9 protein-coding genes are annotated in these 12,336 nt (G+C 69.2%); 5 read left to right on the top strand and 4 right to left on the bottom strand.

Annotation, left to right across the window (positions count from 1 at the left end; translation table 11 throughout):
- Positions 1–18: 18 nt before the first annotated feature.
- On the bottom strand, positions 19–609 hold the full coding sequence (locus ACH4G3_RS41440) for a replication/maintenance protein RepL (RefSeq protein WP_397629331.1): 591 nt from the start codon (positions 607–609) through the stop codon (positions 19–21).
- A gap of 179 nt (positions 610–788) precedes the next feature.
- Entirely contained in the window at positions 789–1,574 is a 786-nt protein-coding gene (locus ACH4G3_RS41445; RefSeq protein WP_397629332.1) for a hypothetical protein, read from the bottom strand.
- A gap of 589 nt (positions 1,575–2,163) precedes the next feature.
- On the opposite strand from ACH4G3_RS41445, the gene ACH4G3_RS41450 reads away from it, so the two are divergent.
- From ACH4G3_RS41450 to ACH4G3_RS41465, 4 genes are all read left to right on the top strand, one after another.
- The gene (locus tag ACH4G3_RS41450) at positions 2,164–3,132 is read left to right on the top strand and encodes an AAA family ATPase (RefSeq protein WP_397629333.1); all 969 of its coding nucleotides are present in this window, start codon (positions 2,164–2,166) and stop codon (positions 3,130–3,132) included.
- Positions 3,133–3,323: 191 nt separating this feature from the next.
- A complete protein-coding gene (locus ACH4G3_RS41455; protein ID WP_397629340.1) occupies positions 3,324–5,015 on the top strand; it encodes a Mu transposase C-terminal domain-containing protein in 1,692 nt (563 codons plus the stop codon).
- Positions 5,012–5,755, top strand: a complete 744-nt coding sequence (locus tag ACH4G3_RS41460; RefSeq protein WP_397629334.1) for an AAA family ATPase — start codon at positions 5,012–5,014, stop codon at positions 5,753–5,755. The genes ACH4G3_RS41455 and ACH4G3_RS41460 overlap by 4 nt, the downstream gene beginning before the upstream one ends.
- An 11-nt stretch (positions 5,756–5,766) precedes the next feature.
- On the top strand, positions 5,767–6,879 hold the full coding sequence (locus ACH4G3_RS41465; RefSeq protein ID WP_397629335.1) for a hypothetical protein: 1,113 nt from the start codon (positions 5,767–5,769) through the stop codon (positions 6,877–6,879).
- A gap of 32 nt (positions 6,880–6,911) precedes the next feature.
- Here the strand turns inward: ACH4G3_RS41465 and tpg are convergent, their stop codons facing one another.
- Positions 6,912–7,469: a telomere-protecting terminal protein Tpg gene (tpg, locus tag ACH4G3_RS41470; protein ID WP_397629336.1), complete on the bottom strand. Its 558-nt coding sequence runs from the start codon at positions 7,467–7,469 to the stop codon at positions 6,912–6,914.
- 407 nt (positions 7,470–7,876) lie between these two features.
- On the opposite strand from tpg, the gene ACH4G3_RS41475 reads away from it, so the two are divergent.
- A complete protein-coding gene (locus ACH4G3_RS41475; protein WP_397629337.1) occupies positions 7,877–8,803 on the top strand; it encodes a hypothetical protein in 927 nt (308 codons plus the stop codon).
- Positions 8,804–8,941: 138 nt separating this feature from the next.
- On the opposite strand, the gene ACH4G3_RS41480 is transcribed toward ACH4G3_RS41475, so the two are convergent.
- The gene (locus ACH4G3_RS41480) at positions 8,942–11,605 is read right to left on the bottom strand and encodes a DEAD/DEAH box helicase (RefSeq protein WP_397629338.1); all 2,664 of its coding nucleotides are present in this window, start codon (positions 11,603–11,605) and stop codon (positions 8,942–8,944) included.
- Positions 11,606–12,336 lie beyond the last annotated feature (731 nt).

Here is a 12,336-nt window from a genome sequence, read left to right on the forward strand (position 1 = left end):
GGCGAGGATCCCTTTCGGTCAGCCGACCTCAGACCTGGGGAACAGGCTGAGTTCGGGTGCGAGTTCGTCGGGGAACTTGGATTCCAGCGCGAGTGCCCGCAGCTCGGCCAGGAAGTCGTGCTGTTCCTGGCCGTTCCCGTTATACGCGACGCGGGGGTTGAGCTGGTAGGAGGACCGCTTGACCTTGCGTACGAGGTTCTTCTCGCACAGCGCGTCCAGTGCGTGGCCGATGCTGGTGCGCTTCACGCCGATCTCGTCAGCGATCTCGGCGTGGGTCGCGTAGATCTTGCCCTTCTTCTGCCTGCCGATCATGTTCGACAGGACGGCGGCCTGGAGCTTGCTGATGATGTTGTGCATCAGGCAGTACGGCAGGACTCGGCGCAGGAAGTAGTTGCTGACGAGGGAGTAGCCGTCGGCGCCCAGCATGTCGTGGGGAGGCCGGCGGTAGACGACGGTCTTGACCTCGTGGACGGGCCCTTTGCCGAACTGTTCTGCGATCAGCCGGGCGAGGTCTGCGCCGTCGCCCGCCCCTACTGACCGTACGGGGCGGGGTTGTTGGGATGGTGGCCCTGCGCGGCGCCCGCGCAGCGGCCGTGCCGCTTCTCCCATGTAGATGATCCTTTCACGTACAGGTGCTGCGCACTGTACGGCAAAAGTTGCGGCCAGCCGCATGTTACGCGCCGGAGAGTTGCTGACCGACGCAAGTTTGTGTCGGCGATTGCCGACACTGGCTCGCCGGTGGTGTCGAAAGTGGATCTGGTGCCGGATGGCGGTAGCAGGCGACGGCCTCAGGACCGTCGCTGGGCGGTACGACGGCGCTGTTCAGCAGCGAGTCGTTTGGTCTTGCGCCGGACTCGTTCGCCGAAGGTGTCGGGTGAAGTGGCGCCGGCTGCCGCTGCGGCCTCGGTCCAGGTCGTGCCCTCGCCTTGGGCGTAGGCGAAGACGACCTGCCGTTCTGCGGGGTCCAGGGCTCGTAGAACGGTGCTTAGCCGCTCGTCCTCGAAGACTCCGTGCGTGTTGTGAGAGAGCAGGTCGACATCGGCCGCGACGAGGTCGTGGAGTGACATGCCACCGAGGTCGGCATCGAGCGAAAGCACTCGGCCGTGTTGAGTTCTACGACGCCAGATCGGGACCAGTTGCCGGTGCAGGGTTCGGGTTTCCGACTTCAAGGCGCTCAGTGCGGTGCTCGGCAGCTGGCCCGCATCCCACAGGGAGTCGCTCCAAGGTCCTAGGAGGGCAGTCTCGAGGGCTTGCTGCCAGCGAGGGCTAGTGGGGAGCACGAGGCACCGTGCAGCGTCTCTGGTGTACATCTCAGCGTCACGCGAGGCCGGGTTCAACGGGTAGGTAAGAGCGTCGCGTACCTCGACCAGCCGCAACAGGTCGTGAGCGGGCTGCTCACCGTGATCGTCCTCATGAGGTTGGTGGTCTGCAGGCATGAGCACCAGGCGGTCGCCCGCTGTCACGACCTGCGACAGCTTCAGGTTTGTTGCATGGGCGAGGTCCAGTGGTCCCAGGTGGGTAGTCCATGTCTTCACTCGTCGAGTCCCCGCGGCCTCGATCAAGCGCTCCGTCATCTCTGCTCCATGTGTGATTGGGCGTTGTGGTGGCATTGGGTGGGCGTCAGCGGGCTCGTGATGTGGGTGTCCTGGTAGCGGGTCCAGGGCGGGGTTGTGGTTGCTGTTATGGGGTGACCAAACGGCTGTTGTGGTGTGGCTAGCAGGTTGGTTGCTGGCTGTCATGGGTTTCGCTGTTCCTGTGTGAGGGGTTGGCGGGGTCGGGTGGGCTGGCCCGTGTGACGGTTCTGGGGGTTTCGGCGGGTGAGTTCCGGGCGGGGTCGGCTGGGGCTGTGCTGGCCGGGGGTGCGTCGTTGGCGCGGGGTGTGGTGGTACGGCGGCTTCTTGCGGTGGATGGGGAGGGGACGCTGACTGCGTTGCATGTGCGGATCGCGGCGGAGCTGGCGGGTGTGTCAGAGCGGACGGTGTGGCGGTGGCTGGCCGATGGGCGCCGGGGTCATGTCGAGGCGCGGCCGCGGCAGGACGGGTTTTCGCTGAGTGACGCCTTGTGGGAGGTCCTGGCTCAGGCGGGCGGGAACGTCGCGGAGTTGCGGCGCAGGATGCTCCGGGCCCAGGAAGAGGGGGCGTTGGAGGGTGGGGTGCGCAGTGTGTGCCCTCGCTGCCGACGCTGCACCGGGTGATCAAGCGGGATCTGGGGGCGGGCCGGGTTCTTGAAGTAGCTCGTCCGGCAGGGGCGCGGGTGGGGCTGGAGCCGAGCCGGTATGACCGGGCACTGGCGGAATGGGGTCTCGTGGACGGTGAGGGTGGGCCGCTTGTTGTCGACGGGCCGCCCGCCGACGTGCCGGTGCCGGAGGGCGCCGCGGATGCGGGGGTGCGGGGCGGCGGTGTGCGGTTGTACGTCCCGGGCGCCCGGCTGGTGTCCACACGGCAGGTGGCCGCTGTGGCGGAGGCTGTGGGGCATACGGTCGCGGCACGCGGGATGTGCTGTGTATACGGGGACACGGGCCTGGGGAAGACGGTCGCCGTCGAGCAGGCTTTGCATCTTCTGCCCGGCCGGGTGCCGGTGTGGCGGGCGGTGGCCGGCGTGGCACCCGGTCTGCCGCAGCTGCGGGCCTCGCTGTGTGAAGCGCTCGGGCTGCCGTCGGGGGCGCTGCCGCACCGGGCCGGGCCGGCCAGCCAGGCTCTGACGCGGGCACTGGCCGAGCCGGGTGTGCTGTTTGTCGATGACGCCCAGCGGCTGACGCCGCCATTGCTGGATTACCTGCGGCAGTTGTGGGACGCGCCGGGCTGTGCGGCGGCGCTGGTGCTGTGCGGTGCGGGATGCGAGCGGGCCCTCGCCCGTGCTTCGGCGCTGCGCTCGCGCGTGCTGACCTGGCACCAGGTCGGCCGGCTTGAGCCGTCTCAAGTACCGCAGACGCTGACTCTGTTCCATCCCGTGTGGGCGCAGGCGAACCCGGAAGACCTTGCGCGGGCGGATGAGCAGATGGCGCGCGGCAATTTCCGCACGTGGGCGAAGATCACGTCGCATGTCTACGCAGCCCGCGAGCGCGGCCCCGCAAGGCGTGTGGACCGGGAGCTGATCGAGCATGCCTGCGCGCGTCTTGGCCCCTACCCGTGACGGTCCGCGCTGCTCGGAGGGCTCGTGTACGGGGGGCCTTCACCTGTTCCGACGGGGTGAGCGGAGAGGGGCTTCACGGAAAGCGGATGCGAACGAAGGGGCATGGCGTGGACGGGCAGCCGATGGCGCCGCCGGAGGATCCGGCCGGTGTTTTGGGGGAGGAGTCGTTGACGGCGTTGCGGGCGCCGGCGGTGCGTCGTCTGCTGGCGCTGCGCGCCGAGCGGCGGCTGTCGCGGGAGCATGTGCGCCTGGCCGGGGAGTGCCTGGGGGTGTCGGAGCGGACGGTCTGGCGGTGGCTGGCTGAGGCCTCCCGGTCGCCCCGGGCCGCGATCCGCCCCGGGGAACGCAGCGGTGACCGGTTCGAGGTCACCAGGGAGATCCGGGTGCTGTTGGCGTACTGGCACGGCAACGCTTCCGCGGTCCACCGCCAGTTGGTGGCCCGGGCCCAGACCAGCGGCCATGAGGAGCAGCCGACGGCGGCGTCTGACTCCGCGGCTTCTCCCGCGGGCGCCCCGCCGGCTGCGGTGCCGTTGCTGGACCCGGTGCCGTCGTTGTCGACGTTCCTGCGTGCGGTGCGTCGTGATCTCACCGCGGGGGAGCGGGCCGGTCTTGCGACGGGGCCGGATGCGGCCCGCGCGCACGACGTCTTCGGTAAACGGGCGGCCTCCTGGCGCAATCACGTATGGGAGGCCGATCATGTCCAGGCACCTCTGCTGGTCGATGCCGACGGTGACCTGGTGCGCCCGTGGGTGACCTGGTTCATCGACACCGCCACCAAAGTCATCACCGGCACCGCGGTCACCCCTGGCGTTCCTTCCCGTGCCTCCGTGCTGGCCGCGCTGCGCGCCGCTGTTTTGCGTGAGGAGTCCTACGGCCCCGCGGGAGGGACACCGGAGCAGGTGCGGGTGGACCGGGGCAAGGACTTCCTGTCGACCACCGTCACCACCGCGTTCGGCGCGATGTGCGTGACGGTGAAGGACCTTCCCGCCTACAGCCCCCATCTCAAGGGCACGGTGGAAAACCTCAACCGGGCCGTTGACCGGATGCTGTTCGCGGCCCTGCCCGGCTACACCCTCACCTCCACCAAGCCCCGCTCCGGCCGACGAAGTAGAGGCGCGGGTCGCAGGCCGGAGACGTCCGGTGCCATGTCGTTTCAGGACTTCACCGCGGAGGTGCTGGCCTGGACCCACTGGTGGAACACCGAGCACCGGCCGCAGGCGCTGTCCGGCCGTACGCCGCTTGAGGCATGGCAGGCCGATCCGACCCCTGTCACGGACGTCCCCGCCGCCGACCTGTGGACGTTCACTCTGGAGGATGACGGCCGCCCGCGGAAGCTGACCAGCCACGGTGTGCGGTGGCGCGGGCGCACCTACATCGCCCCCTGGATGACCGGCCAGGCCGGCCGCACCGTCACCGTGCGCTACATGCCGCACCACGATCACGAGATCGACATCTGTGACGCGAGCGGCGGTTATCTCGGGCCCGCGCACCTCGCGGACGCGGCCACCCCCGAACAACTCGATGCCCTGCGCACAGCCCGAGCGGAGCGGGCCCGACGTCTGCGCGCCGAGGTGAAAGCCGCCGAGACGCTGCGCCGACAGCGCTTCGCCCCGGCCACCACGGCCGGGCCGGCCCAGCGGCTGGGAGCCCTCACCTCCGCTCAAGCCGGGCACGAACTGGCCGCCATCGAGCACACCGACGCCTCGAAGCTGGCGCTGCCGGACCTCATCCCGCCCGCCGCGCCACCGGCCGACTGGCGCACCCCGCCCTCCCTCGCCACCCGGACCGCGCCCGGCCGGCCTGCGCCCGTCCCGTCCGAACCTGCCCCCGGGCGTGTGCCCGGATCGACCGCACAGACCGCTGAAGACGGAGACGCCTCGTGACCGCGGCCACCTACCAGTACGTCGACCTGCCCGACGCGTCCGTGGTCACCACCCGAGCCCTGCTCACCGCCCGGGAGAACATCAGCGACACCGTCGCCGCCCGCGCCATGATGTGCATCCACGGCGGCGCCGGCTTCGGCAAGACCCTCGCCGTCAACACCTGCCTGCGCGCACTCGAACCCGGCGAGGACGTCCGCAAGATCACTTTCCGGGCCCGGCCCACCGCCCGCGCGGTGCGCTACGAACTGTTCACCGCACTCGACCTGGCCGGTGAACCACCGCGCCACCCCAGCGAGTTCGACCGCCTGCTGAAGACCGCCCTGGCTGAACGCCCCCGCACCTTCCTCGTCGACGAGGCCCAGTTGCTCAACGGGGAGGCATTCGAATACTTCCGCTACCTCTGGGACGAACCAGCCACCCAGCTCGCGATCATCTTCGTCGGCGGCGAGGGCTGCCACACCGTACTGCGCCGCGAACCGATGCTGTCCTCCCGTGTCTTCATCTGGCAGCAGTTCACCCGCCTCACACCCGACGAGGTCCTCGAGGTGATCCCGCTGTTCCACCCCATCTGGGCCGACGCCGAACCCGATGACATCACCTTCGCCGACAGCCACGCAGCCCACGGCAACTTCCGCGCCTGGGCCCAGCTGACCGCCCACACCCGCACCGCCCTGGCACGCACCGGCCGCCCCCGCGTCGACCAAGAGCTGCTGCGCTGGGCCTTCAGCCGCCTCGCCTGACCACACCGTCCATGCCTCCCGCCCCGCCGCTGCCGTCCGTCACCGTGGTTCTCGACCGCCACGACGACACGCTGCACACGCACACCGCTCTGGCCGCCCACCATCCGCCGTCCGGCCGGATCACCCTGCACCCCGGCCCGGGCACCACCAGCGAAACCGGCCTCGCCCACGACCTTCTCGCCGCCCTGGGCAAACCGCCCCTGCTCCCGGGCCGCTTCCCCGGCGGCCGCCAGCCCGCCTGGGAAGCCGCCACGGCCTGGATGACCGCCCTGCCCGTCACCCGGCTGACCGTCCTGCGCGCTCACCGCCTCACCGCCCGCCGCACGATGCGCCTTCTGCAGCTACAGGCCCGCACCGGTATCCACCTGACCCTGATCTGCCACCGCCCTCACCTTCCCGCCGCTCTGCACCAGGCCCTGCGGACGGCCGACTACTCCGTCACCGCCGACTTCGAGGCTGCCCGCCGCCGCTACTACGGCACGCCTATCGCCGAACCCCCGCCCGCAGACGAGCCCGCCGCGCCGGCTAGCCGGTGGCTCACCCTGCCGGCACTTGACCGCCTCGTCTCCTACGACAGCCCCCGCCCCTGCGCCGCCCCGTGCACGCCACCGCCGATCGTCTGGCGGCACCGCCCACCGCCCGTGCCTCTCACCGCGCACACCGCCCAGCGAGTCGCCCACCGGCTGCACGCGGCGACCGCACACCCTCGCCTGGCCGCGGCCGTCGTCGCCGCGCTGTTCACCGGCGCCTCCCTCCAGCAACTCGCCACCGCACGCCCCCGCGACTACGACGACGCCACAGCCACGCTCGCCCTGCACGACCGCGCCCGCTACACCGACGGCTGCGCCGCCCACCCCGTACCGCCCTGGGCAGGCGTCTTTTTGCGGGCTGCGGCCTGCTTCACCCGACTCGTGTCCGGCGAGGACCAGGAGCTGCTCGCCGCGCTAGGTGACCGTGGGCACCTGCTGCGCGTAGCGGAGACGGCCAGACTGCGCCCGCCACAGCCGCCCGCAGCCCGCCGCAAAGGCCCGGTCGGCCGTGTGGAGTGGGACTGGCGCGAGCGGCAGCAAGCTGAGAGGTACGAAGCGATGCCAGCCAGTCGTGTCAGGCCCTCCCGACGCTGAACACCCTGACGTGGTTACGCGACGGAGCAGGCTCAGCCGATCGAGAAGTCGGCGAACTCGACGTCACTGAAAGAGACCTGCAGACCATGGGCCCGGCGACCCCATTCGCGAAAGTAGGCGTGCCCCAGCGCACGGGCGAGTATCACCAACTGCTGCTGCTCACCCGCGACAGCATCCCGGGCGGCGAACAGCTCGCGGGCTACCTCTCCCGGCAGGGCCTGGGTGATCCACCGCACCCGCGGATCGTCCGAAGACCCTGCTGGCGCGGCGAACCCGAATCGCGCCCGGGTATGGAAGACGAAGCCTTCTGCCTCGGCCTGGGCACGTCGACGGGCCCGTATCCGGGGCTGCCACCTAGCCAGCACCGCTTCCTCAATCGCCCGAACCTGAAGCGGACCCGGTGGACGACGTGCTCCCGACTTCTTCGTTACCCACCGCTGCACAGTGCGCTGCGACACTCCTAGCACCGTGGCCACCCTCCGGGTGGAACCTCGGTGCATCGTCAGCAAAAATCGCAGGCGGGCCTCAGCGCTTGAGGGAATGGGCCGGGTGCGCAAAGCGCGCTCAAGCCCCCGCTCGATCTGTCCCACGTCCGCCTCCCCAAGCGACCAGCCGGCACGGCCGGCGCCACACAGGCCGTAGCGTCAGTTCTCCCGCATCGCCCGCCCCTTTCTGCCAGTCTCTGCATTCTCGGGACAGCGCCGGCTGACGCAGGCTACGAGCCCCTGGGGAGCACGGAGACAAGCTGGCAGCGTGGGTCAGGACGGACGTGACGTCGCCAGCGCCCCGGTGCTGTCCTTCGGACGCCGACCGGGAACCCCCAACATGAAGCACCCTGGAGCCAGGTGGAATGACGGCTATGGACGTGGGACCCCCTGCACCTCTTCGTTCACGCCAGCGGCCGACAGACCCTGCCCAGGGGCGGCGGAACAGGTCACAGTCATGGTGTCGCGGAATTCGCATGCTTCCAGCCATGTTGCGGCCTACCGTTTTCGCTGTGACGACAGATGCATGGCACGTGCTCAGCCGCTCCTTGCAGACGCTTCGCGAGGAATTCGACAACACCTACGCCCGGTACAACGGCCTTGCTGCGCCCGGGTCGCCAGGCTCTGTGGAACTTTGTGAAGACCGTGGTCTGGCGGGGGAGTGGGGGACCCGGCCGGTGCATGACGCGCATCTGGCCGCGATTTCGCCGGTCATGGCTGTTATGGATCACCTCGACAGCCTCGGTCTGCTGTTCACGTCGCCTGGCGGTCTGATGGCATCGCACACGGTTGCCCGGGGCGCGCTCGACATCGCAACCCAGCCCTGGTTTCTCCTTGAGCCGGGCATCGACGCCCGCGAGCGGGTCCGTCGCCATATGAACTACAGACTGCAAAGCCTGAAAGAGCAGTCACTCATGGTTGCAGACCTTGGGGCATCACCCGATGCCCAGCGGCATCTGCAACATCTGCGAGAACGCACCGAGCAGATTCTGCGTGCCGCCAGACACCACGGGTTCTCGGTCAAGGGAAAGATCGCGGATAAGTTCAGACCCTGCTACCTGGGCTCGTCACCAGCGCCCAGCACCACCGGCCTAGCTGGACAGATCGTTGCCCCGGGCGGCAGCCCTCTGGGCACTCTGTTGTGGCGGGCTACCTCAGCCGTCGCGCACGGGCAGGCTCATGGCCTGATGATGTTCTGTGCGGACGCGACAGGAGCCCCAGGCACCGGACCCGAAGATCACTTCGTGTATCAGCAACTGCAGTTCAGCCCTCAAGAGGCCGCTCAACGCTGTGCGGGTGCTCCGCTGGCCACCCTGTCGATGCTGCGACGCCTTTACGCCCACTGCGGTTGGCCAGCCGACAACCTCGAGAGAGCCGGCAGCGAACTTGCTCGGGCTTGGCTGCACATCAGCGGCATGGCACGAGCAACCGCCGCCTGACCCCTAATGCTCTCCTCTGGGATGTCGAGGGCTCTGCCAGGAGGCCGTACCCGCTTGTAGCGGACGTCTTCACCAAGCGTGTCGACTGCCTGCCGCCGACCGGTTGCACGACGCTGAACGCTTCCCGCCCAGCGGCGCTCACGCCCATTCCATGCCCAGCTTCCGTAGGGCGTCCCGCTGGTCCTGTGCAAGCCGGTCCCTTCTCGATTTGGTGTTCGATACCCATACGCCCAGCTTGACGGTCACGGGCTCCGCTTCGCCGTCAACGGTGATCTCTTCGCTGTGGCCGCGCGGGACGGGCCGGTGGGTGCCTTCCCGTTCCACCCACTGGGTGAGGGCTGTCAGGCCGCGCTGGAAGGCCTGTTGCGCCTTGCTCGGCCCCTTTGTCGCGCGCTTGGCCTCTGGGGCGGGAGGCGGCGTCTGGAGCGGTTTGATGCCGAGCGCTGTGAGTCGCTGCTGCTGCTCTGCGGAGAGTTCCGTCCAGTTGCGGCGTTGCTGTTGGAGCCATGTGCCGATGTCGTCGCGTTCGTAGAGGACGCCGGGGGCGATGTCGGGCAGCTGGCCGTCGGGTTCGTCGGCGGCGAGGTCGGCGAGGATGCAGTAGTGGCGTTGCCAGTTGAGTGGCCAGGGGCAGTTCCAGTCCGGGTCGATCGCGGCCAGCTGCTCCGCGCGCTCCCGGGCCCGCTCCGGGTCCTTTCCGAGGCCGCCTTTGCGTCGGAGGTTGGCCATGTGCTGCCCGATGGGCACCATCGCCTCGCCCTCGCCCCAGACCGCGTCCTGCCGGGGCGCCAGGTGCCCTGTGGTCCGCCGGTAGGACCGGAGCGCGGCGAGCTTGTTCTCCCACGCTTCTTCGCCTGGCTCCCACACCATCCCGGCCTCCGGCGCGTCCAGCAGGGTCTTGCGCCGCTCCTCCAGTTCACCTGCCCGCAGGGCCTTCCTCTGCTGGTGGACCCAGCGCCCCAGCGGAAAATCTTTCGTGACCCCCACTTCCACCTCGACGTCGTAGGGAACGGCGTAGAGGCCGGTGATCTCGTTCTCCTTCCGCCACCGGAGCAGGGCCTGGTAGCCCTCCAGCCACACCAGGGACTCGGGCCGGTAGACCCGGGTGCGCAGGAAGGCCGCGATGGTCGCGGCGTCGCGCGGGCTGGAGAAGTGCAGCAGGGCCGCTTCGGCGGCGGCCTGCGTGTCGTCCTGCTCCTGGTCCTCGCCGTCGCCCTCGCCGCCGGCCCCGACGATCCGTCCGTCTTCGTCACGCCGGATGTGGACCTTGCGCTTCCCGTGGGTGAGGGCGCGGGAGGCGAGTTGCTCGACGAGTCGTTCATCGTGGCTGCGCAGGCCTTGGAGGACCGCTACAAGGGGGCGGAACGACGCGGAGGCGACCATGTCCTGCGGGTCTTCGCCGGGCTCGAGGAAGACCGGCACGATGATCCTGGCCACCTTGGTGGAGCCGTCGCGGTTCAACCGGAGCGCGCGGCCGATGTTCTGCACGATCTCTACCTGCGAGCCGCGGGTGTCGGCGAAGCAGATCGCCTCCACGCCGCGCTCGCCGGTGATGTCCACGCCCTCCCCGAGCACCCGAACCGAGGCGAGGAACGCCCGGTGTACCCGGCAGCCAGCCGCGTTGATGCCGTTGGCGAACTGGCGCAGGACCTCGCGGCGTTCGGACACGAGGTGGTCGCCGCACAGCCATGCCGACCACACGCGGTCCGGGGATACGTGGCGGCCGGCCTCGAGCTCGTAGAACTCCGCGTCGATCGACGACTTCGGGAGCCGGTCCGCGGCCGCCAGGTCGTCGTCGGAGGCGTCGTTGACGTACAGCTCCGCGGCGGTCTCCGGCATCTTCTCCGCGAACGCCGCTGCTTCCTCCACCTTCTGGTGGAAGGTCATGACGGTGCGCAGGTTGTACGCGGCGGCGTGCTCCAGGAGGGCGGTCTGCAGGAGAGCGAGGCGCCGGCCTCGCTGCGCTTCCTCCGACTCGTCCAGGACGGGGGAGGGGTCGCGGATCTCCAGCACGTCGATCTCGAAACCGGCGAGGATGCCCCGCTCGATCGCCTCGCTCAGCCCGAGCTCGGCCAGCCACGGCCCGTAGGTCTCGGAGTCCTGGCCCATCGAGGCCACCTCCAGCTCCTGGCCGGCCGCGCCCTTTTGTGGCCGGGGCGCGGCGAGGATGCGGGGGGTCGCGGTGAGGTAGAGCCGGAAGTCGGCGGGGATGCGGGCGTTGTCGTGGATGGCCGCCCATGGCCTGCCAAGATCACCTGCGGTTGAGTGGGCTTCGTCGATGATGGCGAGCGAAAAACCGTCCATCTGCTGTCCGTACAGGCGCTCTCCGCCCACGAGAGCGGCCTCCAGCGGCCCGCGAACCTTCCGCTGGCCCCCGTGTGCGTCGATGTCCTCGCGGTCCACGAGAGAGGCGTATGTGGCGAACACGATGACCGGCCCGTGCCCGGCCCACAGGGCGAGTTGGATCGGGTTGGTGGTGGTGCGCACTCCCAGCTCGTTCAGCACCGGGTCGTTCTCCAGCGAGCACACCGCGACCATCGGGGCCCGGTGGCCCACCAGGCGCCACGCCTGGGCGGTCTGCACGATCAGGTCCAGGGTCGGCACGGTGACGAGGATCCGGCCGCCCGGGAAGCACTCCAGCGCGCACGCAGCCGCCGTGATCGTCTTACCCGACCCGGTCGCTGACACGATCGTCCCGCGGGCGCCCTGCGGGGGCACAGAAGACCTTGCAGGGAATCCCACCCACCGACGAAAAGCTGACTTCTGGTCGATCTGATGCTCTCGGAGCTGAACGACAGTCATAATGTCCATTTCTGGGGTGAGCTGGCATACATGGGACTTCGGGAAGCGTTAGGTAGTCGGTCAACTCTTAGTGGCCTTACGCTCTCTGCGTGATCCGTTCCGTCTCAGGTCCTCCTACGTGGAAGCACTTACTCGCCTCCCTCATGCTCGTGCTCCTCATAACGGTCGGCTGGTACGGCATGCAGCCGGTCTACCCAGACTGCGCAATCTTCTCTTTCGGAGATCCGGTGAGTCCGCGTCGTGCTCACCAACAGGCAATTGAAAATGGACAGTGCGACCCGGCCTACCCTCGTTGGAAAGACTGGATCAAATAATTTCAAACTCTCCAGGGCCTATCCCACGTTTTCGCCAACAGTACATTCTGCATCAACCTGAGGCAGGCGCTACATCGAAACCCGCCCCGAACGAGCGACCCCCACCCCCGTAGCCAGCCCGGCCCGCGTCAGCGGGCCCCAACGGTTCTGGAGGCGCAGCCGGAAGGACCGTCAGGCGGGGGAGCGCAGCGGACCCGCCGGCCAGGCTAGAGCGAAGCGAAAGTCTGCGTAGCGGGACGAAGTCCCAGCCGGTCCGGGAGCGCAGCGGACGGACCGTCACCCCTCTTGCGCAGCAAGAGGGGTGAGCGGGTGGCGCAGTCACCCGCCAGCGCTCCCGCGGAGCGGGAGCGCAACACCCGTGCGCAGCACGGGTGTTCGCTTGCACATCGCGCAGCGATGTGGTACCCGCGCCGCGGG

The sequence above is a fragment of the Streptomyces afghaniensis genome (assembly GCF_044327915.1).
In the GTDB taxonomy this organism is placed as follows: domain Bacteria; phylum Actinomycetota; class Actinomycetes; order Streptomycetales; family Streptomycetaceae; genus Streptomyces; species Streptomyces afghaniensis.